The sequence below is a fragment of the Pseudomonas sp. NPDC090208 genome (genome assembly GCF_044746785.1).
Lineage (GTDB): Bacteria > Pseudomonadota > Gammaproteobacteria > Pseudomonadales > Pseudomonadaceae > Aquipseudomonas.
On the sequence record NZ_JBIVCU010000017.1, the window covers coordinates 1 to 24991 of the forward strand.

Below are 24991 nucleotides of genomic sequence, written 5' to 3' on the forward strand. Positions count from 1 at the left end.
ATCAAAAGCTGGCGAAACACACACTCCCTGTGGGAGCGGGCTCGCCCGCGAAGGCGCTCTTGAAATCGCCACCGCCGGCAAGCCGGACTGCTACGGATCGATGTATGCCACCTGCTTTTGCTTCTGGCCGAAGGCCGTGGGAGGGAGCTCTGCTCGCGAAAGCGGAGTGTCAGCCAGCACATCACTACCTGATTTGACGCATTCGCGAGCAGGGCTCCCTCCCGCCAGATGGGTGTTCACCCCCGACTCAAATCCCGCTGAACCAGTTGTACCCCTGATCCTCCCAATATCCGCCCGGGTAGTCGTTGCTCACGAAGATCTCGACGATGTGTTTGGGGTTCTTGAAGCCCAGTTTGGTCGGCACCCGGACCCGCAGTGGATAGCCGTAACCCGGCGGCAGGGCGACTTCGCCGAAGTCGAGCGCCAGCAAGGTCTGCGGGTGCAGCGCGGTGGGCATGTCGAGGCTGGAGTAGTAACGGTCGGCGCATTTGAAGCCGACGAATTTCGCCGTGGTGTCGGCGCCAATGGCTTCGAGGAAGGTCTTCAGCGGCACCCCGCCCCACTGCCCTATCGCGCTCCAGCCTTCGACGCAGATCAGCCGCGTGATGTCGCTGCGTTGCGGCAGTTTGCGCAGGCCTTCCAGAGTCCATGGCGCCTTGTCGCGGACCAGGCCGGAGACGCCCAGTTTCCAGTCCGCCACGTCGAGGTCCGGCACGTCGTCTTCGGCGTAGAACGCGTTGAACGGGAACGGGTTGCGGATCTGCGCCTTGTCGAAGGTCGGCGCCAGTTTCTGGCCGCGGAACAGCCAGGCCTGAACCCGGTCGTTCCAGCGCGACATGGCCCACAGCACTTTGTCGACCTGATCGCCATCCTGCAGGTTGCAGCCACTGAGCATGGCCATGGCGCCGACGGTCAGGCTGCCGCGCAGGAAATGGCGGCGCTGGATGTTTTCCAGTTGGGTCTGTTGCGCCGGTTCCAGACGGATGCGCGGGCGATTGCGTTTGTTCGGATCAATCATGGTCAGCCTTCCCCTTTTCGCCACCGGCGATCATCGGCCACAGGGTTTTCGGCACCAGCAGCACCAACAACAAATGCACCACCACGAAGGCGCCAATGGCGGCCATGGCGGCGAAATGCACAAAGCGGGCGAAATCGTAGCCGCCGAACAGCGCAGTCAGTTCCTGCAACTGAATCGGCTTCCAGATCGCCAGCCCCGACGCGACGATCAACACCCCCGCCGCCAGCACCAACCAATACATCAGCCGTTGCACGGCGTTGTACACGCCGTGCTCGTGGTGCAGGCGAAAACGCAGGGCGTCGGCCAGATCGCGCTTGACCGCCGCCGATGTGACCGGCAGCAGATCGCGCTTGAAGTGGCGACTGAACAGCCCATACAGCAGATACGCCAGGCCGTTGAACACCAACAACCACATCACCGCGAAATGCCAGGCCAGCGCTCCGCCCAGCCAGCCGCCGAGGGTGAAATCACGGGGAAAGGTGAAGCGGAACAATGGCGAGGCGTTGTAAATGGCCCAGCCGCTCATGAACATGCAGACCATGCCGAAGGCGTTGATCCAGTGGGTCAGGCGGATGGGCCAAGGGTGGATTCTGGTTTTTTTCATTTGTTGCCTCATCTCGGTGTCGCAGGGACCTCATTCAATCCCGAAATGTGGTGCCGCCTGGAATGCCCCCATCGCGAGCAAGCTCACTCCTACAATGACTGGCGCGTTGTGTAGGAGTGAGCTTGCTCGCGATGCTTTTTCTTACATCGGCGGCTGGAAGCCATCCTTGCCGACCGCCACTCCACGGGCGTTCTTGCCATCATCGGCCGGGAACACGACGATCTTCGCGCCGGCTTTCAGCTGGCTGACTTCACCGGCCTGCACATGGGCAATCGGCACGTCTTCCGGCACCACCAGCTGCTTCTCGCCGCCCTTGTAATTGACCGTCAGGGTGCGGCCATTGGCCTTGGTCAGTTTGCCCACGGTGCCGTTGGTCATGGTGCCGGTACTGCCGTCGGCGTTCTGCCAGCCGTAATGGCCTTCGCCGCTGCCGCGCAGGGCCGGGTCGAACACGGTCACTTCCAGCGCCTTGAGACTGCCATCGGCCTGGGGAATCGCCGCCGAGCCGATGAAGCTGTCGGCCTGGATCGAGTCGATGCCCGCCTTGGACACCAGACGGATACCGGTCTTGTCGGTCAGGCCGATGCTCTGGTGCGCGCCGGCACGGGTGGTGAAATTCAGGGTGTTGTTGTCGACGCTGTCGACAGTGCCGCGCAGTGGCTTGACCACCGGCATGTCGGCGGCCGAAGCCATGACGGCGGCGCTGAGCATCAGCAGGCCGAAGGTGGTGGACAGAACTGTCTTCGTGCGCATGGTGAACATCCTTATCAGTGGAACGGACGGGTTGAATGACGGCCATGCTGACCCCGGAACCGGTACCCGAGCATGACCGGCCGATGACATTTTTGTCATTCGCCAACACGTCACCGGCGCCATGCGCCGATGACAAAAATGTCACCGACCGCGCCCGTTCAGTTGGTTACACTCCGCATTCGGCGCGGCGTCCAGCCGTTTTTTGCCAGCGACGACATCACGCGAGCTTAGACCTGTCATGCACATCCTGCTGATCGAAGACGACACCAAGACCGGCGAGTACCTGAAGAAAGGCCTCAGCGAATCCGGCTACAAGGTCGACTGGGCGGCGCACGGCACCGACGGCCTGCACATGGCGCTGGAAAACCGCTACGACCTGCTGGTGCTCGACGTCATGCTGCCCGGTGTCGACGGCTGGCAGATCATCGAAATCGTGCGGGCGCGCCAGGACGTGCCGGTGCTGTTTCTGACTGCCCGCGATCAGGTGCAGGACCGCATCCGCGGCCTGGAACTGGGCGCCGACGACTATCTGGTCAAACCGTTTTCCTTCACCGAACTGCTGCTGCGCATCCGCACCATCCTGCGCCGTGGCGTGGTTCGCGAGGCCGACCACTTTCACCTCGCCGACCTGGAGCTGGACCTGCTGCGCCGCCGCGTCACCCGCCAGCAACAGGTCATCACTCTGACCAACAAGGAATTCGCGCTGCTGCACCTGTTGCTGCGCCGCGAGGGCGACGTGCTGTCCCGCGCGCAGATCGCCTCGGAGGTCTGGGACATGAATTTCGACAGCGATACCAACGTGGTCGACGTGGCGATCAAGCGCCTGCGCAGCAAGGTCGACCTGCCCTGGCCGGTCAAACTGATCCATACCGTGCGCGGCATCGGTTATGTCTGCGAGGTGCGGCCATGCGAACCCGACGCCAGCCATCCCTGACCCTGCGCTCGACGCTGGCCTTTTCGGTGGTCGCCATGCTCGCCGTGGCCAGCGCCGGCATGTACCTGTACGAGACCATGAAAGCCTCGGTGATGACCCGCAGCGACCACGCCGTGCTGGCGCGCCTGGATCACTTTCGCAAGCTGCTGCAATACGACCTGACCCTCGACACGCTGCACAGCAGCCCGCAGTTGTTCGAGAACATGCTCGACAGCGAAGACGACATTTTCATCATCGGCGAACCGGGCAAACCACCGGTGATCATGGTCAACCCGCTGCACGCCACGCTGCCATCGATGCCACTGGCCGAAGCCGACCGGCCATTGAGCCCGGACGACCTGCGCAGCGGCACTGTAGGTGCGGACATCCCCCTGCGCGCCGCCACGGTCAAAGCCATGTCCGGCGGCAAGGAAGTGCACCTGACCGCAGCCCATCTGGCGGTCAAGGAAATGGCCACACTGGCGAATTTCCGCAACCGCATTCTGTTCGCCGTGGCGCTGGCCTTCGTGCTGACCGCCCTGCTCGGCTACCTGCTGCTGCGGCGCGGCCTGCGCCCTCTGCGCACGCTGGCCGATCACGCTGGCGCCATTACTCCCGCGCGCCTGCACAGCCGCCTGGACGACCGTGACACGCCGGTGGAATTGCAGCAGCTGAGCGAAGCCTACAACGCCATGCTTGATCGCCTGGCCGACGGCTATCAGCGCCTGACCCAGTTTTCCGCCGACCTGGCCCACGAAATCCGCACGCCGGTGGGGTCGTTGATGGGCCATTGTCAGGTGGCGCTGCGGCAGCCGCGCACGGTGGATGAATATCAGCAGTTGCTGGCGTCGAATCTGGAAGAGCTGGAGCGCATCTCGCGCATGGTCGAGAGCATTCTGTTTCTGGCCCGGGCCGATGACGCACAGGCCGCGCTGAATCGGCAGACGCTGGACCTCAACGATGAAATGCAGCGGGTCACCGGCTACTTCGAGGGGCTCGCCGAAGAGCGTCAGATGACCCTGACCATCGCAGGCGAGGGTCAATTGAGTGCCGATCCGTTGCTGCTGCGCCGGGCCTTGAGCAATCTGGTCGCCAATGCGATCCGCTATGCCGACGAAGGCAGTCGCGTCGATATCCGCGTGAGCGGTGACGGCGAGCGCCAGCGCATCGATGTGGAAAGCCAGGGGCCGGTGTTGAACGAATCGACCCTTGGCAAGCTCTTCGACCGTTTCTACCGAGGTGACGCCTCACGCCATCAGCGCTCAGACTCCAACGGCCTGGGCCTGGCGATTGTCGCGGCGATCATGCAGCTGCACGGCGGCGAGGTGAAGGTGAATCAGCCGGTGCCGGGCAAGACCTGTTTTGCGCTTGTTTTCCCGCAGACGCCCGTTTCATGAATCCTGTGCAAAGGCATTTGTGGGAGGGAGCCCTGCTCGCGAACAAGGTGTATCCATCACTACGGCAGCGTCTGAACTGACGCTTTCGCGAGCAGGGCTCCCTCCCACGGGTATTTCGCTGTGAGTCGTATCTCGACTCAGGCCTTCTTGTCGTGGGACGCCTGCAGCTTGTAGAACGTCGCCGCTCCGCCCTCGGTGGCGTAGCCGGTGTTGTCCTGGGTGTAGACACCGGCCTTGAAGTACAGCTGTTTGCCGTTCCAGGTCGGGTCCAGCTGGCTGCCCCACTGCATTTCATGGGCGTTCACGGTCAGGCTGCCGGCGGGCGTGAGGTGGATGGTGTAGGTGAAACGCTCCTTGAGCTTCACGCCGGTGGCGATCTGGATCACTTCCGGCTCCGAGTTTGGCGTCACCCGGTACTTGGCGACGATGTTGCCGGTCTGGGTTTTCTCCTTGTACTGGTACTCCAGCTTGATCAGCGGCTCGGTGCTGCCGTAGCAGTGGATCTGACCGATGACGATCTTGCCCGAGGACGGCACCTGGTCGACCGTCAGTGCGGCACGCAGGAAATTGTCCGCCTGGTTGTAGGCCCAGTTGTGCACCGCGCCGTTGGCGTAGGTTTCGCGCAATTCGGTGCGTGGGTAGATGGCGTTGTCGGTGCGTGAGCCGGTCACCGGTGCCCAGAAGAACAACGTGTCGCCGGAGCGGAAGTAACCATCCTGATAGCCGCTGACCAGCTTTGGCGTATCGATGGTAACGGCCGGGGTGCCGACGGGTACGGAGAGGTTCCAGGTGGCGAGATCGATCATGATGCGCTCGAGGGTGCGCATTGCGCACCAGCAAAGGGATGTGTCTGGAACGGGGTTTTGCGCCCTGTTCCGTGTCGCCTTTGCTATCGGCCGGGTTGTTTGTTTTTTAAACAGGGCGTTGAGTCAAGAAACCGCCGAAAAGGTTGAAAAAACCTTGATGGCTATTATTGAGACATCATGATTGATGGGGATCGAATTGTTTGTTTTTTGATCAGGCTGGCGGAATCCGGGCACGGCGTTCCTCAGCGGTGCCGTCATTTTTTTGGAGGGCGTGTAGAAGATTTCTCGAAAAACGCCCAAAAATTTCCCAATCGCCCGACGAATGGTTCTGCAGCAACGCCGTCCTGTAGGAGCTGGCTTGTCCTGCGACCGGCGACGACGTCGTCGTAAAACCTGTTCATGCGGTGTGTCTGGTGTATTGCTGGTCTGCTAACGCAGCCTGTTTCGCCTGGCGGCGAGTTACTTGGAAAAGCCCCAAGTAACCAAGGGCTCTTATCCCCGCCATACGGCATCTCGCCTAGGCTCGATGTTCCCTCACTCCGGCAATGCTCCGTGGGCACGCCGCGAATGGGCCATCCATGGCCCACGCGGCTCTCGCGGCATCCATGCCGCTCGGCGCCACTGCGCATCGCCTGCGTTCGGCCTTCTGGGACGGGGCCCCAAGATCAAAATCAAAAGCCCTGTGTCCGACTTGCCGACGTTGGCGTTTTCGGGATCGCCACCGCCGGCAAGCCGGACTGCTACCGATCGATGTATGCCATCTGCTTTTGCTTCTGGCCGAAGGCCGTGGGAGCCGGCTTGCTGGCGAATGCGGTGTGTCAGTCAACTTGGATGGTTCAGATCGATCGCGTTCGCCAGCAAGCCGGCTCCTACAGAACAGCAAAACGCCAACCCTTTGTAGGAGCGGGCTTGCTCGCGAAAGCGGTGGGTCAGTCATCACAGTTTTGTCTGGCCTTGCAGGTTCGCGGGCTTTAGCGACCACTCCAAAACCTCCACCACACCCCCTCCATTCATCCAATTTTCATTTGACGAAATAACTTTGTTACCGGATATTAATAGTTAGCAAGCTAATAGTACGGCGACTAATCATTCACTGCCTAACCAAAATCCGGTTCACCGATCAACCAGTGGCACGCTCATGACCCTAGACTCACTGCAAATGCACATCACCGGCGGCGTGGTCGCGGCTTCCCGTCAATGGCGCCGGGTGTGTCAGACCACCCTGCTGAATTATGGCGTGTCCGAAGCCTGTGCCGGACCGCTGCTGATGATCGCGCGGCTCGGTGAGGGGGTGCGTCAGGTCACGGTCGCTCAGGCGTGCGGGCTGGAAAGCCCGTCGCTGGTGCGTCTGCTCGATCAGTTGGGCAAGGCCAATCTGGTGCAGCGCACCGAAGACCCCACCGACCGCCGCGCCAAGGCGTTGAGCCTGACCGACGAGGGCCGGGCGCTGGCCAATGCCATCGAGGGCGAGTTGATTCGTCTGCGCCGGGATGTGTTCAGCGAGATTGAGCCGGCAGACCTCGAAGCCACCCTGCGCGTGTTCAAGGCCTTCGCTTCGGCCAGCCCGACGGGGTCGGAGTTGTCATCGTGAACAACCCGTTCAAAGGCTTTTTCGACGGTGTCCCGCCCGGCCGCGACTGGTTCTATGGCGTCCGCACCTTTGCCGCATCGATGCTCGCCCTGTATCTGGCGCTGATTTTCGAACTGCCACGTCCGTACTGGGCGATGGCCACGGTGTACATCGTCTCCAGTCCGTTCGTGGCGCCGACCAGTTCCAAGGCGTTGTACCGCGCCGCCGGTACGCTGCTTGGCGCCTGTGCGTCGGTGCTGGTGGTGCCGTTGTTCGTGCAGACGCCGTTTCTGCTGGCGGTGGTCATCGCCCTGTGGACCGGCACCCTGCTGTTTCTCTCGCTGCACCTGCGCACTGCCAACAGCTACGCGCTGATGCTGGCCGGCTACACCATGCCGCTGATTTCCTTCCCGGTGGTCGATAACCCGCAGGCGGTGTTCGACATCGCCGTGTCGCGGACCGAGGAGATCTTTCTCGGTATCGTCTGCGCCGCCGTGGTCGGGGCGATGTTCTGGCCGCGGCGTCTGGCACCGGTGCTGGTCGATGCCATGGGCAAGTGGTTCAAGGACGCTTCTACCTACAGCGACCTGTTCATCGCCCGCCGTGCCACGCCGGAAGCCGTCGGCGCACTGCGCACGGCGATGGTCGGCACGTTCAACAGCCTGGAGCTGATGATCGGCCAGTTGCCCCATGAAGGCGCTCATCCGCAGACCATGCGCAACGCCCGCGAACTGCGCGGGCGCATGATTCATCTGTTGCCGACCATCGATGCCCTCGACGATGCGCTGTGGGCACTGGAGCGACGCACGCCGGAATTGGTAGCCGATCTGGCGCCGCTGCTGATCGAAACCCGCGACTGGCTGGAAAAGACCGCCCAAGGCGCGCCGGTGAAATACTGGCAGGCGCTTCACAACGAACTCGACCGCCTGCAGCCGACCCCGGCGCAGCTGGACGACCGCCATCAGTTGCTGCTGTCCAACGCGCTGTACCGCCTGCGCGAGTGGATCGACCTGTGGCAGGACTGCCGCAGCCTGCAATGCGCCATCGAAACCGACGACCATTCGCCATGGCGCGCGGTGTATCGGCATTGGCGTCTGGGCCGGCTGTCGCCGTTTCTCGACAAGGGCATGATGCTGTATTCGGTGGCGACGTCGGTGACCGCGATCATCGCCGCCTCGGTGCTGTGGATTCTGCTCGGCTGGCAGGATGGCGCCAGCGCTGTGGCCCTGGCGGCGGTGTCGTGCAGTTTCTTCGCGGCCATGGACGACCCGGCGCCACAGATCTACCGGTTCTTCTTCTGGACGTTGATGTCGGTGATCTTCGCCAGCCTCTACCTGTTCGTGGTGCTTCCGAACCTGCACGATTTCCCGATGCTGGTGCTGGCGTTTGCCGTGCCGTTCATCGTCGTCGGCACCCTGACCGTGCAGCCGAAGTTCTACCTCGGCACGCTGCTGACTATCGTCAACACATCGTCGTTCATCAGCATCCAGAGCGCCTACGACGCCGACTTCCTCAACTTCCTCAACTCCAACCTGGCAGGCCCCGCCGGGCTGGCGTTCGCCTTTGTCTGGACCATGATCGTGCGGCCGTTCGGCACCGAAGTGGCGGCGCGGCGCCTGACCCGCTTCAGTTGGTGCGACATCGTCACCCTCAGCGAAGACGCCACCCTGGCCGAACACCGGCAGATGGGCGTGCGCATGCTCGACCGGCTGATGCAGCACCTGCCACGTCTGGCGATCACCGCCCAGGACACCAACATCGCCCTGCGCGAAGTACGGGTGGCGCTGAACATGCTCGATCTGCTGGCCTACATGCCGCGGGTCGAGCCTGTGCAACGGCGGTTGCTGCGTCAGGTGGCCGATGAAGTCGGCCAGTATTTCCGCGCCTGTCTCAAGGCCCGCGAACGGTTGCCGGCGCCCAAGGGCCTGCTGATGACCATGGACCGCGCCCGTCGCTCGCTGACCTTCGAATGGATGGGTGATGACGAATCGCGCCTGCACCTGCTGCATGCCCTGAGCGGCTTGCGTCTGGCCCTGCTGCCGGGCGTGGAGATCGTCGACGTGCAGGCCGAGCAGGAAGAACAACCGCCGTATGGCATCGATGGAGCACCCCTGTGATCGGTGATCTGGATATCAGCGGGATTTTCCTGCCCACGTTTCTGGTGCTGATGGGCATCGCCTACGTGATTTTTCTGGTGGTACACGCTCTGCTGTCGCGTGCCCATTTCTACCGCCTGGTCTGGCACCGGGCCTTGTTCAACGTCGGTCTGTACGCCCTGCTGCTCGGCGCGGTGGATACCCTCAGTCGCTATTTGATGAGATGAAATGAAGAAGCCTCTACTGACTCTGGGCCGGATGGTCCTGACCCTGCTGGTTGTCATCCTCGCCGCCATCGTCGTCTGGCGCATGGTGATGTATTACATGTACGCGCCCTGGACCCGCGACGGCCATATCCGCGCCGACGTGATCCAGATCGCCCCGGACGTTTCCGGCCTGATCGAAAAGGTCTCGGTGAGCGACAACCAGGCCGTGAAAAAAGGCCAGTTGCTGTTCACCATCGACCAGGACCGCTTCCGTCTGGCCCTGCGTCAGGCCCAGGCGACCGTGGCCGAGCGCAAGGAAACCTGGGAGCAGGCCCAGCGCGAGAACAAGCGTAACCGTGGCCTGGGCAACCTGGTCGCACGCGAGCAGCTGGAAGAAAGCCAGTCCCGCGAGGCCCGTGCCCTGTCGGCGCTGAACGAGGCCCAGGTGGCGGTGGACGCCGCGCAACTGAACCTTGATCGCTCGGTGATCAGAAGCCCGGTGGACGGCTACCTCAACGACCGTGCGCCACGCGAACACGAGTTCGTCAGCGCCGGGCGTCCGGTGCTGTCGATCGTCGACGGCAACTCGTTCCACATCGACGGTTACTTTGAAGAAACCAAGCTGGATGGCATCCATATCGGCTCACCAGTGGACATCCGCGTGATCGGCGACAACGCCCGTCTGCGCGGCCATGTCGTGAGCATCGTCGCTGGCATCGAAGACCGCGACCGCAGCAGCGGCAACAACCTGCTGCCCAACGTCAACCCGGCCTTCAGCTGGGTGCGACTGGCCCAGCGGATTCCGGTGCGCATCGCCTTCGACGAAGTGCCGGAAGACTTCCGCATGATCGCCGGACGAACCGCCACCGTGTCGATTCTCGACGGCGCCGGGCACACCACCACCTCTCAGGGAGCCGCGCAATGAAACACCCCGCACGCCTGTTGAGCGTGGGGCTGCTGTCCACCGGGCTGGCGTTGCTGATGTCGGCCTGCACGGTGGTCGGCCCCGATTACAAGCTGCCGAAGGACGCCGCGGTCAATCGCGCGGATTTGCAGGGCGAGCTGGCCGGCGCCTCGGCCAACGTGGTCTCGGCACCGGTGCCGGCAGACTGGTGGAAGCTGTACAACGACGCCCGCCTCAACGAGCTGGTGGGCCAGGCGCTGGTCTCCAGCACCGACTTGCGCGTGGCCGCCGCCAACCTGCAACGGGCGCGCTATCAAGTCAGCGAAGCCGACGCCGCCGGCGGCTTCACCAACACCGCTCAGGCCGGCGCCCAGCGTCTACAAGAGGCCGGTCAGGCGTTTCTGCTGCCGGAAAAAGTACCGGTGTCCAACGTCGCCGATGTCGGCCTGACCACCTCCTATCAGTTCGACCTGTTCGGCGTGTTGCAGCGCGGTATCGAAGCCTCGCAAGCCAACGCCGACGCTGCTCAGGCCGCTGCCGACACGGCGCGGATCACCCTGGTGGCCGACGTGGTGCGGGCTTACACGCAGATCTGCGCGGCCAACGAAGAACACGAAATCGCCCTGCACTCGCTGGACCTGCAAAAGCAGAGCGTGGAGCTGGTCCAGCGTCTGCGCGATGCCGGTCGCGGCGACGAAACCCAGGTCACCCGCTCGCAGACTCAGTTCAAGTCCCTGCGCGCCGAGTTGCCACGCTATGAGGCCGAGCGTCAGGCCGGGCTGTATCGCCTGTCGATGCTGCTGGCGCGTCCGGTGAATCAACTGCCCAAGGGCGTGGCCGAATGTGCCGAGCTGCCGCACATCGCCCAGGTGATGCCAGTGGGTGACGGTGCCGCGCTGCTCAAGCGTCGTCCCGACGTACGTCAGGCCGAACGCCGACTGGCCGCGTCCACCGCCGCCATCGGTGTCGCCACCGGCGAGCTGTACCCGGACATCAGCATCGGCGCGACCATCGCCACCGTCGGCATCATCGACGACCTTGGCGATCCGTCGACCAACCGCTGGGGCTTCGGCGGGCTGATCCACTGGACCCTGCCGTCCAACGGTGCCCGCGCGCGCATTCACATCGCCGAAGCGTCGAGCCAGGTGGCCCTGGCACATTTCGACGGCGTGGTACTCAACGCCATCCGCGAGGCGCAGACCAGCCTGTCGCAATACACCGCCGTACTGGAGCGTCGCGACGCGCTGAAAGACACCGAGCAATCGGCGAAACAGGCCGCCGACCAGACCCACCAGTTCTTCACCTCTGGCCGCGAGTCGTTCCTCGCCGACCTGCAGGCCACCCGCACCTACACCGACGTCACCGCGCAACTGGCGGCGGCCAACACCCAGGTGGCGATGGCGCAGATCAACCTGTTCCTGGCCCTGGGCGGCGGTTGGGAAGGCAGCCGGCCGACGGCGGCGCAGGCCAGTACCAAAGCTGCGCCATAATTCCGGACAGCTACTGGCCGAAGGCCGTGGGAGGGAGCCCTGCTCGCGAAAGCATAGGGTCAGTCAGTGCAATGCTGACTGACACACCGCTTTCGCGAGCAGGGCTCCCTCCCACAGGAATTTGGGCAGCTTCGAGGCCCCCACCTATCCAGAAATCCGTCACCCACTCACCCCTTGAATTGAACCACCGCCCGCCTACACTGCCTCACCTCTCATCCCCAATGACAGGAGGCACCCCATGCGCACACTGCAACTGGCAGACAAAACCGTTCCCGTCATCGGTCAGGGCACCTGGAAAATGGGCGAAGACCGCCAGCAGCGCCAGGCCGAAGTCGCGGCGCTGCAACTCGGCATCGAACACGGCCTGACGCTGATCGACACCGCCGAGATGTACGGCGAAGGCGGCGCCGAAGAGGTGGTCGGCCAGGCCATTGCCGGCAAGCGCGATCAGGTGGTGCTGGTGAGCAAGGTCTATCCGCACAACGCCAGCCGTCGAGGCATTCCCGAGGCCTGCGAGCGCAGCCTGAAACGGCTCGGCACCGAGCACATCGATCTGTACCTGCTGCACTGGCGCGGTCGCTACCCGCTGGAAGAAACCGTCGAAGCCTTTGAACGCCTGCGCGAGGCCGGCAAGATCGGCCGCTGGGGGGTGTCGAATTTCGACGTGTCCGACCTGCTGGAGCTGGACAATCCCGACTGCGCCACCAATCAGGTGCTGTACAACCCGGAAGAGCGCGGCATCGAATACGACCTGCTGCCGTGGATGCAGAACGCCGGCATGCCGTTGATGGCCTACTGCCCGATCGGTCAGGCCGGCAATTTGCTGATGAACCCGGCGATGATCGCCGTCGCCCGCCGCCACGAGGCGACCCCGGCGCAGATCAGCCTGGCCTGGCTGCTGCGTCAGGACGGCGTGATCGCCATCCCCAAGGCGGTCGACCCGCAGCACATCGCGCTGAACGCCGCTGCGGCAGAGATCGTGCTGACGGCCGAAGAGCTGGCGTTGATCGACACCTCGTGGCCGGCACCGATTCGCAAGGCGCGGTTGTCGATGGTTTAACGCCATCTCGATCCCGCGCCATACGTGATATCGCCGATGCCAACATCGCCCCGTGGGAGGGAGCCCTGCTCGCGAAAGCGTCATTTCAGGCAACGTTGTACTGACTGACCCGACGCCTTCGCGAGCAGGGCTCCCTCCCACATCAATCCTCTATTCACCTGAACATCGCCACCGTCAGTGCCATGACCGCGTCGAACGGTCATGCCAGACACAAATCGTCACAAAACTGTCAAAAACCCTTGCGATGATGCCGCTTTCGGTCTTGTGCCCCTCGGGCACCTCTCGCCTGCGAGTCCTCATGAATCAGAGCATCGCGCATCATCAGGATTCCGACCTGTTCGGCCTGCTGTATGGTTTTCGCTTCCTGCCCGGAGAGCCGGGCCAGCAGTTGGATTCTGTCACCGCCCTTGACTGCCTGAGGAACCCGGACGACCCCGACACGTTCGTCTGGCTGCACCTGAACCTGGCCCATGCCAGCTGCGAGCGCTGGCTGAAAACCAACCTGGAGCTGCCCGACGAGTTCCTTGAGGCGCTGCACGAAGGCTCGCGCTCGACCCGCATCGAGCATGTCGACTCGGCGCTGCTGGCGGTGGTCAACGACGTGGTGTTCGATTTCAACCGGGTCTCCACCGACATCGCCACGTTGTGGGTCTGCGTGCGCCGTAACCTGATGATTTCGGCTCGCCATCATCCGTTGCGCTCGGTGGACCGCCTGCGTTCGTCGGTCAAGCGCGGTGAAACCTTCCGCTCGCCGCTGGAACTGCTGGCTCACCTGCTGCGCGACCAGAGCGAAGTGCTGACCCAGTACATGCGCAAGACCAGCGTCAGCGTCGACAAGATCGAGGACCAGTTGCTGTCCCAGCGCCTGAGCAACAACCGCAGTGAACTGGGCGCCATGCGCCGGGTGCTGGTGCGCCTGCAACGCCTGCTGGCGCTGGAGCCGGGCTCGTTGATGCGGCTGTTGCACCGCCCGCCGGAATGGCTGCTGGAAGAGGACTTGCAGGAGCTGCGCCAGTCCACCGAGGAATCGGCGCTGGTGATCAGCGACCTCACGGCCCTTGGCGAGCGGATCAAGCTGCTGCAGGAAGAAATTGCCGCCAACCTCAACGAACAGAGCAGCCGCACGCTGTTCACCCTCACCGTGGTCACCGTGCTGGCGTTGCCGATCAACATCGTCGCCGGTTTTTTCGGCATGAACGTCGGCGGCATTCCCCTGGCCACCGACCCTCACGGTTTCTGGGTGCTGGTGGCACTGGTGGCTTCGTTTACCTTCATCGCCGGACGCTGGGCGTTTCGCAAGAGCCGGGATTTTTGACGCGAACTTCTGTAGGAGCTGGCTTGCCCTGCGACCGGCGGGGAACCCGTCGTAAAACCATACGCATTGGCCGTATCAGGTAAACCGCGTGCACAGGGTTTACGACGGGTTCCCCGCCGGTCGCGGGACAAGCCACGCTCCTACAGGTATCAACATTCGATTTTGACGCCATTTTCTTGAACGCCATTAGTCCCTTACACCCAATAAATACGCGGGTTTCGTGACCTGCGTCGTATCCTTGTCACATTTTGAAATGATCATGAGCAACATCCCATCTGAACAGGATTGTGCATCATGGCGACCCCCTCTCTGGCTCAAGGCTCTGCGGAACAAGGCGCCGGGCTGAGTTCTCAATTCGGGCGCAAGCCCGGCATTCTGACGATGGTGATCTTCTTCGCCGTTCTCGCGCTGGGCCTGCTATACACGGCCTACAGCCTGAAATCCGACATGGATGACCTGGGCACCGTCGTCACCACCTGGGTGCCTTTCCTGTTGCTCGGCGTGGCCCTGCTGATCGCGCTCGGTTTCGAATTCGTCAACGGTTTCCACGACACCGCCAACGCCGTGGCGACGGTGATCTACACCCATTCGCTGCCGCCGAACTTCGCGGTGGTCTGGTCCGGCTTCTTCAACTTCCTCGGCGTGCTGCTGTCCAGCGGCGCGGTGGCGTTCGGCATCATCGCCCTGCTGCCCGTGGAGCTGATCCTGCAGGTCGGTTCGTCCGCTGGTTACGCGATGATCTTCGCCCTGCTGATCGCCGCCATCCTGTGGAACCTCGGCACTTGGTGGCTGGGCCTGCCGGCCTCGTCGTCGCACACCCTGATCGGTTCGATCATCGGTGTGGGCATCGCCAACGCGCTGATGCATGGCCGTGACGGCACCAGCGGCGTGGACTGGAGCCAGGCGACCAAGATCGGCTATTCGCTGCTGCTGTCGCCGCTGGTCGGCTTCACCTGCGCCGCACTGTTGCTGCTGGCCCTGCGGGCGTTCGTGAAGAACCGTGCGCTGTACAAGGCGCCGGAAGGCAACACGCCACCGCCACTGTGGATTCGCGGTCTGCTGATCCTGACCTGCACCGGCGTGTCGTTCGCCCACGGCTCCAACGACGGCCAGAAAGGCATGGGTCTGATCATGCTGATTCTGGTCGGCACCCTGCCGATGGCCTACGCGCTGAACCGCACCATGCCGGCTGACCAGTCGGTGCAGTTCGCCGCAGTTGCCGAAGTCACCCAGCAGGCGTTGAGCAAGGCGGCTCCGCTGCCGGCGCCGGCCGACCCGCGCAAGGTGCTGTCCGAATACATCCGCGACAAGCAGCCGACCCCGGAACTGGTCCCTGCGCTGGCCGTCATGGCCGGCAAGATCGGCATCCAGGTCGGCAGCTACGGCTCGCTGGCCAAGGTGCCGGCCGAGGCCACTGCCAACGTGCGTAACGACATGTACCTGACGTCCGAAGCCATCCGTTTGATGGACAAGAACAAGGTCGGCAACTTCGACGCCGACACTCAGGGCAAGGTGATGCTGTTCAAGCAGCAGATCGACAACGCCACCCGTTTCATTCCGCTGTGGGTGAAGATTTCCGTGGCCATCGCGCTGGGTCTGGGCACCATGGTCGGCTGGAAGCGCATCGTGGTGACGGTTGGCGAGAAGATCGGCAAGACCCACCTCACTTACGGCCAGGGTGCCTCGGCGGAGGTGGTGGCGATGCTGACCATTGGCGCCGCTGACATGTATGGGCTGCCGGTGTCGACCACTCATGTGTTGTCGTCCGGCGTGGCCGGCAGCATGACCGCGAACGGGTCTGGTCTGCAGATGCGTACGTTGCGCAATCTGGCGATGGCCTGGGTGTTGACGTTGCCGGCGGCGATTTTGCTGTCGGGCAGTCTGTATTGGTTGTTCACGCAGATTTTCTGATTCACGAGTCTCCCAGACTCTCCTTCACAGGCGCTTCGGCGCCTGTTTTTTTGGGCCTGGTTTCCCTCCAGCACGTTACGCGACCCCTTGTAGGAGCTGGCTTGCCCTGCGACCGGCTGTAGGAGCTGGCTTGTCCTGCGAGCGGCGACGCAGTCGTCGTAAAACCTGTGCCCTCGGTCTATCTGGCGAATTGCATGGTCTGCTAACGCAGCCCTGTTTCGCCTGACGGCGAGTTACGCGGACCTTGTAGGAGCTGGCTTGTCCTGCGAGCGGCGACGAAGTCGTCGTAAATCCTGTGCACTCGGTGTGTCTGGTCTTGCGCTGTAGCTGCTAACGCAGCTTGGTTTCGCCTGGCGGCGAGTTACTTGGAAAAGCCCCAAGTAACCAAGGGCTTCTTTCCCCGCCATACGGTGCCTCGCTAATGCTCGGCATACCCTCACTCCGGCAATGCTCCGTGGGCCCGCCGCGAATGGGCCATCCATGGCCCACGCGGCTCTCGCGACATCCTGTCGCTCAACCCACTGCGCATCGCCTGCGTTCGGCCTTCTGGGACGGGGCCCCAACATCAAAAGCCAGATCAAAAGCCGGCGTAACACAACTCCTCCAGTGGGAGCGGGCTTGGTCTGGGCCGCATTCGGACGAAGGCGTCCTCGAAATCGCCACCGCCGGCAAGCCGGACTGCTACAGGGGCTGTGTATGCCATCCGCCTTTGATTCTGGCCGCAGGCCGTGGGAGCCAGCTTGCTGGCGATAGCGGCGTGTCAGGGAAACCGCTTTCGCGACCCTCGCAAACTCGGATCCCTCCCACGGGGTTTTGTGTTGGCTTTGCAAATTGTGATGGCTGACCCAAACCCACCAGACACCACACATCTGTGGGAGGGAGCTCTGCTCGCGATGGCGGTGGGTCAATCGAAACAGCATTGTCAGGACTGACGCCATCGCGAGCAGAGCTCCCTCCCACAGGGTTCAGCGCTGCCCGATCAAGGCGTATTCACTACTACAGGGTTTTGTGTTTGCTCAGGAGGGCGCCGCTACAGCGCCATCCCCTGAAAATGAGCTTGCAGGAATTCCACACAGGCGCGCAGTTTGCCGGAGTTGGCCAGGCGCGTCGGGTAGACGGCCCAGACGTTGGCGCTTTCGGTGTATTCGGGCAGCACTTGCACCAGTCGCCCTTGTTGCAGGTAGGGTTTGACGTCCCACAGTGAGCGCTGCAACACGCCGCGTCCGTCCAGCGCCCATTGCAGGACGATTTCGCCGCTGTTGGATGACAGCGGTCCGCTGACCCGCACGCTGTCTTTCACCCCGTCACGCTCGACGTGCCAGATGCCAAAGGCGTTGTCGCGCTCCTTGATCACCAGGCAGTCGTGCTGCTCCAGGTCGCTCAGCTGTTGCGGCGTGCCGCGTCGGGCCAGGTAGTCGGGCGCGGCGCAGAGTACGCGGTGGTTGCTCGCCAGTTGCCGACCGATGTGCTGGCCGGGGATGTCGTCGCCGACGCAGATTTCCAAATCGAACCCTTCCGCGACGATATCGACCACACGGTCGAATACATCCAGGCGCACTTCCAGATCCGGGTACGCCGCAGCCAGCCGCGAAATGGCCGGCGCCACATGGTTACGGCCGAAACCGAACGAACTGCACAAATGCAGCTTGCCGCGCGGTGCGCCGTGGGCTTCGGTCAGTTCGTCGTGCAGGTGCTGAAAGTCTTCAAGGATCCGCACCGCCCAGCGCTGCACCCGCTCGCCGTCTTCGGTCAGCGCCACCTTGCGGCTGGTGCGGTGCAAAAGGCGCGTGGCCAGGGTGGTTTCGAGGATCTGGATGCGCTTGCTGACGTAGGCCGGCGACAGGCCCAACTCGTCGGCGGCGGCAGCGAAGCCGGCCTTGCGGATCACGGTAAGGAAGACGCGAAGGTCTTCAGGTAGCGGCGCCACTTCTTTTTTTGAGGTCATGCGGCTTCTTTTTTGTGAGTGTCGAAAGCACACGTCTTGTAGGAGCGCGCTTGCCCGCGATGGTGTCGTGTCAAACGGCATCCATGTGACAGGCATGCCGCTATCGCGGGCAAGCGCGCTCCTACAGATCAAAGTGCACCCAGCAATGGTGGCCAAGGATAACACCCAGCCGGAAACAATCGTTTCAAGACGTAAACACGGGCATATCTCTTAACGTTCTAAAAATATGGAATTCAGTTCTTTTACGGAATAAATCGCACGTTCTATAAATGACGCCACTTATACCAAAGCCACCGATTTTGCCCGAAGGATTGCTCATGGATGTTTTCTGGTTTCTACCGACACACGGCGATGGCCATTTTCTGGGGACCACCAAGGGCGCGCGCCCGGTCACTCTCAACTACCTGAAGCAAGTCGCGCAGGCTGCCGACGACCTCGGTTATCACGGTGTACTGATCCCCACCGGCCGCTCCTGCGAAGACTCCTGGGTCATTGCCTCGGCGCTGGTGCCGCTGACCGAGCGCCTGCGTTATCTGGTGGCGATTCGTCCCGGCATCATCTCGCCGACCGTGTCCGCGCGCATGGCCGCGACGCTGGATCGCCTGTCCGGCGGGCGCCTGCTGATCAACGTGGTCACCGGTGGCGATCCTGACGAAAACCGTGGCGACGGCAGCTTCCTCGACCATTCCGAGCGTTACGAAGTCACCGACGAATTCCTCAAGATCTGGCGTCGCGTGCTGCAAGGCGAAGCGGTGGATTTCGAAGGCAAGCACCTGAAAGTGCAGAACGCCAAGGCGCTGTACCCTCCGATCCAGAAACCGTATCCGCCGCTGTATTTCGGTGGTTCTTCCCAGGCCGCCCACGAGCTGGCCGCCGAGCAGGTCGACGTGTACTTGACCTGGGGCGAGCCGCCGGCTGCGGTCGCCGAGAAACTTGCCGACATTCGCGAGCGCGCCGCCCGTAACGGTCGCACCGTGAAATTCGGCATCCGTCTGCATGTGATCGTCCGAGAAACCAGCGAAGAGGCGTGGAAAGCGGCCAATACCCTGATCGAACACATCAGCGACGAAACCATCGCCGCCGCGCAGAAATCCTTCTCGCGCTTCGACTCCGAAGGCCAGCGGCGCATGGCTGCCCTGCACGACGGCCGTCGCGACAACCTGGAAATCGCGCCCAACCTGTGGGCCGGTGTCGGTCTGGTCCGGGGTGGTGCGGGCACCGCGCTGGTGGGCAATCCGCAGGAAGTCGCGGCGCGGATCAAGGAATACGCGGATCTGGGTATCGAGAGTTTCATTTTCTCCGGCTACCCGCACCTGGAAGAAGCCTACCGCTTCGCCGAACTGGTGTTCCCGCTGCTGCCCGAGCCGTACCGCAGCCTGGCCGGCCGTGGCATCACCAACCTGACCGGCCCGTTCGGTGAAATGATCGCCAACGATCTGCCGCCGCAGAAGTAACGGTTACCACCCAACGTAGGAGTGAGCTTGCTCGCGATCGCGATTCGTCCCGGACAGGTGCTCTGACTGACCTACCGTCATCGCGAGCAAGCTCACTCCTACAATGATCCCGCGGCGTCTGGAAGACGGACACCTCCCGCCCGGACAAGGATTTCCCACATGAACGCCAGCGTACCGTTCCAATCACAAGTGATCCCCATGCAGCTACTCACTCTCCCGCCGTCACCAGCGTTGGCTACCTCGATCCGCGCCACCGCGCAGGTGTTCGAGGACCCCAAATCCCGGGCGCTGCTGGCCCACGTGCAACAGGTCGCACCGAGTGATGCCAGCGTGCTGATCATCGGTGAAACCGGCACCGGCAAGGAGCTGGTGGCCCGGCACATTCACAACCTCAGCGCCCGCCGTCATCAACCGTTCGTGGCGGTGAACTGCGGGGCGTTCTCCGAATCGCTGGTGGAGGCCGAACTGTTCGGCCATGAGAAAGGCGCCTTCACCGGAGCCCTCACCTCAAAGGCCGGCTGGTTCGAAGAAGCCAACGGCGGCACGCTGTTTCTCGACGAGATCGGCGACCTGCCCATGGCGATTCAGGTCAAGTTGCTGCGGGTGTTGCAGGAACGCGAAGTGGTACGTCTGGGCTCGCGCAAAAGCACGCCGATCAACGTCCGCGTACTGGCAGCGACCAACGTGCAACTGGAGCGGGCGATCAACGCCGGGCACTTTCGCGAGGACCTGTTTTACCGTCTGAACGTGGTCAACCTGGAACTGCACACCCTGCGCGAACGGCCGGGCGACATCATGCCGCTGACCCGTCATTTCATCGAGGTCTACAGCCAGCGTCTGGGTTGCGGGCCGATCCAGGTCAGCAGCGAGGCCGAACTCAAGCTGCGCAGCTACGGTTGGCCGGGCAATATCCGCGAGCTGGAAAACGTCATTCACCACACATTGTTGATCTGCCGTAACGGGGTCATTCAGGCCAGCGACCTGCGCCTGTCCAACCTGCGCCTGGAGCGTCAGGAAGACAACGCACCGGTCGTCGACGACTCGACCGATGCGCTGCTGTCACGGGCGTTTCAGAAGTTGTTCGAAGAACAGGCCGGCGCCCTGCACGAAAAGGTCGAAGACACGCTGCTGCGCGCGGCCTATCGCTTCAGCCATTACAACCAGGTACACACCGCGCAACTGCTGGGCCTGTCACGCAACGTGATCCGCGCGCGGCTGATCAAGATCGGCGAACTGGCCGTGAACAAACGCCGCCCCGGCGAGCAAGTCCAGGGTGAGCGGATGATGCATTTGTCGGTGTGAGTGCGCCTGCGGTTCAGCCATGTCCGGGCACTCCACCCAACCCGTGGTAGCGGGCTTGCCCGCGAAGGTGTTGGATCAGCCAACACAGCAGTGCCTGAACTGACGCCTTCGCGAGCCTCGTAACCTCGAATCCCTCCCACAGGGTTTTTTGGTGCCCTGGCGATTGGGTCGGCTGAAATGAATCCCACCAATCAACGCGGCCCGACGATCTCGCTCACCTGTTCATAGGCGTTGAAGGTCATGGCCGTGGTGCGGTGGGCGCGGATCAGGGTCCAGAAGTCGTCTTCGCCCTTTTCGGCATTCTCGAACGCCTTTTCGCAATCCGTCTTCGACCGCCACAGCACATGGCTGAGCACGCGCCGGCGGTCTTCGCTGACCTGCACGCTGGCGCGAATGAAGCCTGGGTAGGTACGGGTAAAACGCTCGCAGCGCTCGTTCAGGGCGGCGACCAGCGCGGCCTGATGCTGCGGATCCACGGCGAACTCGACGAACTGACTGAAGGGAAGATGTAAGTCTTGTGACGTCATGAACGCTCTCCACTGATAACTGTTGTCGCTGAACAGGATGCAGGTGATCCGGCTGTGGCGAACTACGTTTTTTGCGCTGCAAGGTGCGGTTGTCAACCGAGGCAGCGCAGGGTAAAACCTCCACTTAACTAGAGGTCAAGCATCATTTGCCGATCCATGGAGCCGCCATGCCCACCCACAATGCCATTTCCATCAATCGCGAGCTGACCGTCGGCCAGTTGGCAGCGCGCAGTGGCGTGGCGATCACCGCGCTGCGCTTCTACGAAACCAAAGGCTTGATCAGCAGCCAGCGCAACGCCGGCAACCAGCGGCGCTACCCGCGAGACATGCTGCGCCGGGTGGCGCTGATCAAGACCGCCCAGCGCTTGGGCATTCCGCTGGCGTCGATTCAGGCGGCCCTGCAAACCCTGCCCCACGACCGGCCGCCGACCATGGACGACTGGAACAGGTTGTCGGAATGCTGGAAAGCCGATCTCGACGAACGCATCCACCGCCTCACCGCCCTGCGCGACCAACTCAACGGTTGTATCGGCTGCGGCTGCCTGTCGACGGAAGCCTGCCCACTGCGCAATTACGGCGACAGCCTCGGCGAAGGCGGCGCCGGCCCGCGCCTGCTGGATCAGGATTGAATGTTCTGCGGACTGACCAGGGTGCCCGCCAGCGCGCGGTCATCCAGCGACAGTTTCATTTCCTGCATGGCCTGGTTGAGCTGATAGGTGGCCAGCATCAACGAATTGGTCATGGCGGCAATTTCCATCTGCATCTGGCGGATTTTCGCTTGGCGCACCTTGGGTGCCAGCGAGCGGTCACTCATGAACGCCTGCATGTCGCGCATGCGCTTGCCGATGCGCTCCTGAATCGAGCGGATCATCTTCAACTGATCCTTGATCCGCTTGGGCAGATTGGAGTCATCGATATCGGCGTCCTTGCCGCCCGCCTTCGCCGCCTTTTGCGCCTCGGGCGACAGCAACACCTCGACACCCTGACGTATCTGATCGGCCACCGAGGGCAGCGCCGCCGAATCGCTGCCGGCTTGCGACGCGCCGGTCGTGGCTGGCAGCGACAGGCTGAGTGTCTCTGCCGGGGTTTTGAAATTCAGACTCAACATGGGTGAACGCCTCCATAGCTCGATGTCACCCACGTCCGGGCGGATTCAGCGGGTCATGTCAGGCTGTCGGCGCGTTCGGATGGCTCTTTAGCATGACCGTACGGATTTGTGTCGGAGTCGACACAAATCCCCGGATCGCACCGTTCATCATTGTGGGAGCGAATTCATTCGCGATGCGATGTGACTGACGACGTATCTGTTTAGATTGAACGGGCCAATCGCGAATGAATTCGCTCCCACAGGGTTTCCGGCGTCGTTATTCGTCGATCACCGACAACCGCAGCGCCAGCGCCTTGGCCTGCAACGCCACATCGGTCACCGCCGTGCTCTCCCACCACAACCCCCGCAACGGCGGGCCCATGGCGAACAATCGTGACGACACCTGCCCTTGGGCATCCAGCACCGCTCCACCCGGATCGGCGGCGATGCCCAGTGCCAGCGGCCCCGGTTGAATCAGCCCGCGCTGCAACAAATGACGCGGCAAGGCGCGATCGACCTTGCGCCAGTCGTATTGAATGCCGGTGGAATTGATCAGCGCCGCGCCCTCTTCCACCCGCGATGTGTCATCACCGCGATAACGCAGGCGAATCCGCACCTGCGCCGAATCGCCGCTCTCGACCTGCTGCAGCGAGGCGGCGTGGATCTTCAAGCGCCCCTCTTGCACCAGTCGTTCCAGCAAAGCCGCACTCGGCGGTGGCGAGCGGTGGTGATGGCTTTCCCACCAGGGCCGCACATGGCGAACGAACTGCCGGCGCTGGCGGTCACTGGCCTGGCTCCACAACCTCGGAATATGCACGCGCACGGTGTCCAGCGGCGCCTGCCAGTCGATGCCCTGGGCGATGGCCGCCGCGCATTGTTCCCGCAATGCCCGCACCAGTTGCCGGGTGCTGCGAATGCTGTGATCGGCACCGAGAAAATCCGGCCACGCCGGTGGCTGGCGACGCACATGGGGCAGCAGGCCATGCCGGGAAAACACGTCGATAGGCCCGCGATGGCCGGCCTGTTCCAGCGACACCACGGCGTCGACCATGGTCAGCCCGGAGCCGATGATCAACACCCGTCCTTGCGGATCAAGCTGGCCCATCGCTGCGACATCCCACGGATCCACGGCGGCGGCATTGAAGTCCTGCACGTCCCGTTGCGGCGTGCGTGCAGCGGCGAACATGCCGGTGGCGAGCACCGCACGGGCCGCATGCCATTGCCCGCCATCGGCCAGGCTGACGCGCACGCCATCGGCGTCGACCTGCAGATCGGTCACTTCACCACGCACATGCTCCACCGTCGAGCCGCGCGCGGCACCGACCGTTTGGGCCTCGGCCAGACGCTGCTGCACATACAGACCGAAGATCCCCCGTGGCGGGAACAGCTCGGCCACCGGCACATGTTGCTCGTCCGACTCGGGCCAGCCGCCTTTGGCGATGAAATCGCCCAGCCACAGGGTCAGGTCTTCGGCGTTGTCCGGCTCGACACTCATGCGCGCGGCGTTGCCGTTGAGGGTGTGGCCCAGCTCGGTGGCGCTGTAGGCCTCACCCCGGCCCAGCTCGCTGCGCGACTCGACGATCACGATGCGCCGTCGGCCCGGCAGGCGCAGCAGTTGCACCGCCAGCATGGTGCCGCTGAGGCCACCACCGACGATGAGGATGTCTGCGTAAGGTCGACTGTTATCAGAGGTCATTGTTGTTCGCCTTGTTTTCGCCACGATGGCGCGCACGCCCGATTATGGCGAGCGTGCCAATGGATTCAAACAGAACGTTGGTAGGTGCGTTCCGGTACGAAGGGTGCAAGGCAGGATAAATGCCGGAAACGGGCGGGGTTGTTGTGCTTTGAGCGGGCAGATTGTTGATCCGGTGTTGCTCAGGCAACTTGTAGGAGCGCGCTTGCTCTGGGCGGCATTCCGACGATTGCGATCTGCCTGTGCCATGGGTGTTATCTGACACAACGCAATCGCGGGCAAGCGCGCTCCTACGGAAAACGGCGTTACAACACCACGTTGCGGACAAACCGCAAAACCGCGTCGCCGTCATTGCGATAGGTGTGCGGGCGGTTGCTGGCGAACATGAAGAATTCCCCGGCAGCGACCTGGCGGGTTTCATCGGGCAGCGCCACGGTCAGGCAGCCGTCGATGACATACACCTGCTCGCTCCAGCCCTCCGGGTCGGCTTCGGAGACGTAGGCCTCGCCCTGCATCAGGGTGAATTCCCAGAGCTCCACTTCGCGACGCGCGCTGGCCTTGGACAGCAACACCGCCTTGCTGCCGGGCTGCGAACCGGCCCAGGCGACTTCGTTGATGCGGCCGGGGTCGCGCTCGTCGGGCGCCTGGATCAGGTCGCTGAACGCCACGTCCAGCGCTTCGGCCACCCGGTCGAGGGTGGCCAGGCTGACGTTCTTTTCACCGGCCTCGATGGCCACCAGCATGCGTCGGCTGACACCGGACTTTTCCGCCAGCGCCGTCTGGCTCAGGTCCGCCCCATGGCGCAGACGGCGCACGTTGAGGCTGACGTGTTGCAGCACCGATGTACGCGGAGAATCTTCTTTGTGCACTATATTGCTCACTCCCGGGTATTGCGCAGTATACTGCCCAACTTTTCGGCGCATTGTGCGACCGCCTTTCT

The 24991-nt window shown here is 62.9% G+C and carries 22 protein-coding genes; 13 read left to right on the forward strand and 9 right to left on the reverse strand.

What is annotated here, in order from left to right; translation table 11 throughout:
- Nucleotides 1–247: 247 nt before the first annotated feature.
- From ACIPL0_RS24035 to ACIPL0_RS24045, 3 genes are all read right to left on the reverse strand, one after another.
- Entirely contained in the window at nucleotides 248–1018 is a 771-nt protein-coding gene (locus tag ACIPL0_RS24035) for a molybdopterin-dependent oxidoreductase (RefSeq protein WP_400599472.1), read from the reverse strand.
- Entirely contained in the window at nucleotides 1011–1622 is a 612-nt protein-coding gene (locus tag ACIPL0_RS24040; RefSeq protein ID WP_400731616.1) for a cytochrome b/b6 domain-containing protein, read from the reverse strand. The genes ACIPL0_RS24035 and ACIPL0_RS24040 overlap by 8 nt, the downstream gene beginning before the upstream one ends.
- A gap of 141 nt (nucleotides 1623–1763) precedes the next feature.
- Nucleotides 1764–2375 (reverse strand): hypothetical protein, encoded by a 612-nt coding sequence (locus ACIPL0_RS24045; protein WP_400599474.1) that lies wholly within the window; start codon nucleotides 2373–2375, stop codon nucleotides 1764–1766.
- A gap of 238 nt (nucleotides 2376–2613) precedes the next feature.
- Between ACIPL0_RS24045 and ACIPL0_RS24050 the strand changes: the two genes are divergently transcribed.
- Complete coding sequence (locus ACIPL0_RS24050; RefSeq protein ID WP_400599475.1) at nucleotides 2614–3309, forward strand: heavy metal response regulator transcription factor; 696 nt, start codon at nucleotides 2614–2616, stop codon at nucleotides 3307–3309.
- Complete coding sequence (locus ACIPL0_RS24055; RefSeq protein ID WP_400599476.1) at nucleotides 3282–4685, forward strand: heavy metal sensor histidine kinase; 1404 nt, start codon at nucleotides 3282–3284, stop codon at nucleotides 4683–4685. Before ACIPL0_RS24050 ends, ACIPL0_RS24055 begins: the two co-directional genes overlap by 28 nt.
- 137 nt (nucleotides 4686–4822) lie before the next feature.
- On the opposite strand, the gene ACIPL0_RS24060 is transcribed toward ACIPL0_RS24055, so the two are convergent.
- Entirely contained in the window at nucleotides 4823–5491 is a 669-nt protein-coding gene (locus tag ACIPL0_RS24060; RefSeq protein ID WP_400599477.1) for a polysaccharide lyase family 7 protein, read from the reverse strand.
- Between the two features lie 1138 nt (nucleotides 5492–6629).
- Here ACIPL0_RS24060 and ACIPL0_RS24065 point away from each other — a divergent pair.
- From ACIPL0_RS24065 to ACIPL0_RS24100, 8 genes are all read left to right on the forward strand, one after another.
- Nucleotides 6630–7082 carry a MarR family winged helix-turn-helix transcriptional regulator gene (locus ACIPL0_RS24065; RefSeq protein WP_400599478.1) on the forward strand — a complete coding sequence of 151 codons (453 nt, stop codon included), beginning with the start codon at nucleotides 6630–6632 and terminating at the stop codon, nucleotides 7080–7082.
- Nucleotides 7079–9178 (forward strand): FUSC family protein, encoded by a 2100-nt coding sequence (locus ACIPL0_RS24070; protein ID WP_400599479.1) that lies wholly within the window; start codon nucleotides 7079–7081, stop codon nucleotides 9176–9178. The genes ACIPL0_RS24065 and ACIPL0_RS24070 overlap by 4 nt, the downstream gene beginning before the upstream one ends.
- On the forward strand, nucleotides 9175–9384 hold the full coding sequence (locus ACIPL0_RS24075) for a DUF1656 domain-containing protein (protein ID WP_400599480.1): 210 nt from the start codon (nucleotides 9175–9177) through the stop codon (nucleotides 9382–9384). The genes ACIPL0_RS24070 and ACIPL0_RS24075 overlap by 4 nt, the downstream gene beginning before the upstream one ends.
- Nucleotide 9385: 1 nt before the next feature.
- Nucleotides 9386–10288, forward strand: a complete 903-nt coding sequence (locus ACIPL0_RS24080; protein ID WP_400599482.1) for an efflux RND transporter periplasmic adaptor subunit — start codon at nucleotides 9386–9388, stop codon at nucleotides 10286–10288.
- Nucleotides 10285–11757: an efflux transporter outer membrane subunit gene (locus tag ACIPL0_RS24085; RefSeq protein WP_400599483.1), complete on the forward strand. Its 1473-nt coding sequence runs from the start codon at nucleotides 10285–10287 to the stop codon at nucleotides 11755–11757. The genes ACIPL0_RS24080 and ACIPL0_RS24085 overlap by 4 nt, the downstream gene beginning before the upstream one ends.
- Nucleotides 11758–11995: 238 nt before the next feature.
- On the forward strand, nucleotides 11996–12817 hold the full coding sequence (locus tag ACIPL0_RS24090; RefSeq protein WP_400599484.1) for an aldo/keto reductase: 822 nt from the start codon (nucleotides 11996–11998) through the stop codon (nucleotides 12815–12817).
- Nucleotides 12818–13115: 298 nt separating this feature from the next.
- On the forward strand, nucleotides 13116–14132 hold the full coding sequence (locus tag ACIPL0_RS24095; protein WP_400599485.1) for a transporter: 1017 nt from the start codon (nucleotides 13116–13118) through the stop codon (nucleotides 14130–14132).
- Nucleotides 14133–14426: 294 nt separating this feature from the next.
- Nucleotides 14427–16043, forward strand: a complete 1617-nt coding sequence (locus ACIPL0_RS24100; RefSeq protein ID WP_400599486.1) for an inorganic phosphate transporter — start codon at nucleotides 14427–14429, stop codon at nucleotides 16041–16043.
- Nucleotides 16044–17073: 1030 nt separating this feature from the next.
- On the opposite strand, the gene ACIPL0_RS24105 is transcribed toward ACIPL0_RS24100, so the two are convergent.
- Entirely contained in the window at nucleotides 17074–17988 is a 915-nt protein-coding gene (locus tag ACIPL0_RS24105) for a LysR substrate-binding domain-containing protein (protein WP_400599487.1), read from the reverse strand.
- 317 nt (nucleotides 17989–18305) lie between these two features.
- Here ACIPL0_RS24105 and ssuD point away from each other — a divergent pair, with 317 nt between their 5' ends.
- Nucleotides 18306–19442 carry an FMNH2-dependent alkanesulfonate monooxygenase gene (gene ssuD / locus ACIPL0_RS24110; RefSeq protein WP_400599488.1) on the forward strand — a complete coding sequence of 379 codons (1137 nt, stop codon included), beginning with the start codon at nucleotides 18306–18308 and terminating at the stop codon, nucleotides 19440–19442.
- A gap of 159 nt (nucleotides 19443–19601) precedes the next feature.
- On the forward strand, nucleotides 19602–20744 hold the full coding sequence (locus tag ACIPL0_RS24115; protein ID WP_400599489.1) for a sigma-54 interaction domain-containing protein: 1143 nt from the start codon (nucleotides 19602–19604) through the stop codon (nucleotides 20742–20744).
- 191 nt (nucleotides 20745–20935) lie between these two features.
- Here ACIPL0_RS24115 and ACIPL0_RS24120 read toward each other — a convergent pair whose 3' ends face one another.
- Nucleotides 20936–21271: an antibiotic biosynthesis monooxygenase gene (locus ACIPL0_RS24120; protein ID WP_400599490.1), complete on the reverse strand. Its 336-nt coding sequence runs from the start codon at nucleotides 21269–21271 to the stop codon at nucleotides 20936–20938.
- A gap of 167 nt (nucleotides 21272–21438) precedes the next feature.
- Between ACIPL0_RS24120 and soxR the strand changes: the two genes are divergently transcribed.
- A complete protein-coding gene (gene soxR, locus ACIPL0_RS24125) occupies nucleotides 21439–21900 on the forward strand; it encodes a redox-sensitive transcriptional activator SoxR (RefSeq protein ID WP_400599491.1) in 462 nt (153 codons plus the stop codon).
- Here soxR and ACIPL0_RS24130 read toward each other — a convergent pair.
- The 3 genes from ACIPL0_RS24130 to ACIPL0_RS24140 all read right to left on the reverse strand — a co-directional run bounded on the left by ACIPL0_RS24130 (nucleotide 21891) and on the right by ACIPL0_RS24140 (nucleotide 24920).
- Nucleotides 21891–22379, reverse strand: coding sequence for a hypothetical protein (locus ACIPL0_RS24130; RefSeq protein WP_400599492.1), 489 nt, complete (start codon nucleotides 22377–22379; stop codon nucleotides 21891–21893). The genes soxR and ACIPL0_RS24130 overlap by 10 nt on opposite strands.
- A gap of 256 nt (nucleotides 22380–22635) precedes the next feature.
- Entirely contained in the window at nucleotides 22636–24054 is a 1419-nt protein-coding gene (locus tag ACIPL0_RS24135) for an FAD/NAD(P)-binding protein (protein ID WP_400599493.1), read from the reverse strand.
- Nucleotides 24055–24356: 302 nt separating this feature from the next.
- Nucleotides 24357–24920, reverse strand: coding sequence for a helix-turn-helix domain-containing protein (locus ACIPL0_RS24140; RefSeq protein ID WP_400599494.1), 564 nt, complete (start codon nucleotides 24918–24920; stop codon nucleotides 24357–24359).
- Between the last annotated feature and the right edge of the window lie 71 nt (nucleotides 24921–24991).

Excerpts from the sequence above, each read along its gene's own strand:
- ACIPL0_RS24035 (WP_400599472.1), bottom strand. The coding sequence starts at position 1,018 with ATGATTGATCCGAACAAACGCAATCGCCCGCGCATCCGTCTGGAACCG.
- ACIPL0_RS24040 (WP_400731616.1), bottom strand. The coding sequence starts at position 1,622 with ATGAAAAAAACCAGAATCCACCCTTGGCCCATCCGCCTGACCCACTGG.
- ACIPL0_RS24045 (WP_400599474.1), bottom strand. The coding sequence starts at position 2,375 with ATGCGCACGAAGACAGTTCTGTCCACCACCTTCGGCCTGCTGATGCTC.
- ACIPL0_RS24050 (WP_400599475.1), top strand. The coding sequence starts at position 2,614 with ATGCACATCCTGCTGATCGAAGACGACACCAAGACCGGCGAGTACCTG.
- ACIPL0_RS24055 (WP_400599476.1), top strand. The coding sequence starts at position 3,282 with ATGCGAACCCGACGCCAGCCATCCCTGACCCTGCGCTCGACGCTGGCC.
- ACIPL0_RS24060 (WP_400599477.1), bottom strand. The coding sequence starts at position 5,491 with ATGATCGATCTCGCCACCTGGAACCTCTCCGTACCCGTCGGCACCCCG.
- ACIPL0_RS24065 (WP_400599478.1), top strand. The coding sequence starts at position 6,630 with ATGACCCTAGACTCACTGCAAATGCACATCACCGGCGGCGTGGTCGCG.
- ACIPL0_RS24080 (WP_400599482.1), top strand. The coding sequence starts at position 9,386 with ATGAAGAAGCCTCTACTGACTCTGGGCCGGATGGTCCTGACCCTGCTG.
- ACIPL0_RS24085 (WP_400599483.1), top strand. The coding sequence starts at position 10,285 with ATGAAACACCCCGCACGCCTGTTGAGCGTGGGGCTGCTGTCCACCGGG.
- ACIPL0_RS24090 (WP_400599484.1), top strand. The coding sequence starts at position 11,996 with ATGCGCACACTGCAACTGGCAGACAAAACCGTTCCCGTCATCGGTCAG.
- ACIPL0_RS24095 (WP_400599485.1), top strand. The coding sequence starts at position 13,116 with ATGAATCAGAGCATCGCGCATCATCAGGATTCCGACCTGTTCGGCCTG.
- ACIPL0_RS24100 (WP_400599486.1), top strand. The coding sequence starts at position 14,427 with ATGGCGACCCCCTCTCTGGCTCAAGGCTCTGCGGAACAAGGCGCCGGG.
- ACIPL0_RS24105 (WP_400599487.1), bottom strand. The coding sequence starts at position 17,988 with ATGACCTCAAAAAAAGAAGTGGCGCCGCTACCTGAAGACCTTCGCGTC.
- ssuD (WP_400599488.1), top strand. The coding sequence starts at position 18,306 with ATGGATGTTTTCTGGTTTCTACCGACACACGGCGATGGCCATTTTCTG.
- ACIPL0_RS24115 (WP_400599489.1), top strand. The coding sequence starts at position 19,602 with ATGAACGCCAGCGTACCGTTCCAATCACAAGTGATCCCCATGCAGCTA.
- ACIPL0_RS24120 (WP_400599490.1), bottom strand. The coding sequence starts at position 21,271 with ATGACGTCACAAGACTTACATCTTCCCTTCAGTCAGTTCGTCGAGTTC.
- soxR (WP_400599491.1), top strand. The coding sequence starts at position 21,439 with ATGCCCACCCACAATGCCATTTCCATCAATCGCGAGCTGACCGTCGGC.
- ACIPL0_RS24130 (WP_400599492.1), bottom strand. The coding sequence starts at position 22,379 with ATGTTGAGTCTGAATTTCAAAACCCCGGCAGAGACACTCAGCCTGTCG.
- ACIPL0_RS24135 (WP_400599493.1), bottom strand. The coding sequence starts at position 24,054 with ATGACCTCTGATAACAGTCGACCTTACGCAGACATCCTCATCGTCGGT.